We start from the raw sequence: 1418 nt of genomic DNA on the forward strand, positions 1-1418 counted from the left end.
CTGGCGGTGGTCAACTCCGTGGAGCCCCACTATTATAAACCCCAAGACGGCGACGTGGTTGTGGATACCATGACCTGTGTCAGGCCCGTGTCCGACCCGGTTTTGCAGGCCGAAAGGGATACCGCCCGGGAGATGTACCGGCGCTGCATGGAAGAAGCCGTGGACTTCATCCACCGGGCGAAAAAGGTCCACGACGAAATGGAGTCCTACTACATCCCGAACATGAACTTCCAGGACATCGAAGCCCGCAGGCAAAAGGTGCTGGCCAGGATCCTGGAGCTGGCTGAGGAGGTAAACGGGCAGTAGGGATAGAATTGCAGGTAACATCTGCGGAAGAAATGTAGTGATTTTATGACTGCCTCAAACTGGGTGGCCCTTCCAGGCCGCCCTTTTTCTAGTCCGTAATTTAATATATTTGTCACCCGCCGAACGGGCGGTAAAACAGCCAGGGTACCTGCTGGCCACCGGAATTGGAAGATTACTTTGGGAAAAACTTATAACCATGTGCCATTACCGGGCTTTGATCCGTATACAGAATATTTATAACAGACACCGCCCCCACAGGGTAGTGTCTACCGTAGAAACGGACAAGCTTTCGCGGTATTGGTTTTTAAAATAAAGGTTTGCACTTTTCACATGGTCCAGACAAGCAGGCTGGAAGCGGTAACCGTTCAGAAACTCTACCATCTACGCGGCGGACACTTATGTGTCCGGCTGCCCTGGTATTATCAGCATGGAACGAACCGGCACGCCGCCAACTTCTATCGGACGTACAAACGGATGGATCTAGGGGAAATGTTTCACGACCACGGGGAAAATGAGACGGGAATACAATGCCCCGGGCATCAGGTAGAAGGACAAGGGAGGGGGAGCCACTATGCCGTACCCGCGTACCCGGGACCACCCGGAAGCGGTCATCAAGATCCTGCTCACGGTAATCGAAAAAACGCCCGCAGGCGGGGCCACCCTGGAAGAGCTGAAGGAGGCATACCGGGAGGTCAAGGACCGGGAGCCGAGCGAGAAGACCATCCGGCGCATCATCCGGCGCATCAACCTCCTCTTCGACCCGCTGGCCTACAACGATGAGGACGACTGCGAGGAGATCGACAGGGAGCCGCGGGCCATCGAGGTCCGGAAAAAAGGCGACCGCCACACGTACATCTTCACCCGCGACCTCGCCGCGCCCCGGTTCGATCCCGGCCTGGCCCTGCTCCTGGCCCTGAGCCTCTACCCGCAGCAGCGGCACCTCCTGCCCGACCAGTTCGAAGTGCTTTTGAAGCTCGTCTTCGAGAGCGTACTGCAGCGGGTAGCCGAGTGGAGTCGCCTGCGGCAGGAGATGGAGCGCTACGTATACGTCTCGGGGCACGGCCCGGCAAACCCGCAGAAGAACGCGCGCCTGGTAGAGCGGATACTCCAGG

Annotated in this window: 2 pseudogenes; both read left to right on the forward strand. The window is 57.5% G+C overall.

The annotated features are described in order from the left end of the window. A pseudogene (locus J2Z49_RS14720) lies at positions 1–306 on the forward strand (hypothetical protein); the annotation flags it as partial. A gap of 571 nt (positions 307–877) precedes the next feature. Continuing rightward, a pseudogene (locus tag J2Z49_RS14725) lies at positions 878–1418 on the forward strand (helix-turn-helix transcriptional regulator); the annotation flags it as partial.

Origin of the sequence: Desulfofundulus luciae (assembly GCF_030813795.1) — a bacterium.
In the GTDB taxonomy this organism is placed as follows: domain Bacteria; phylum Bacillota; class Desulfotomaculia; order Desulfotomaculales; family Desulfovirgulaceae; genus Desulfofundulus; species Desulfofundulus luciae.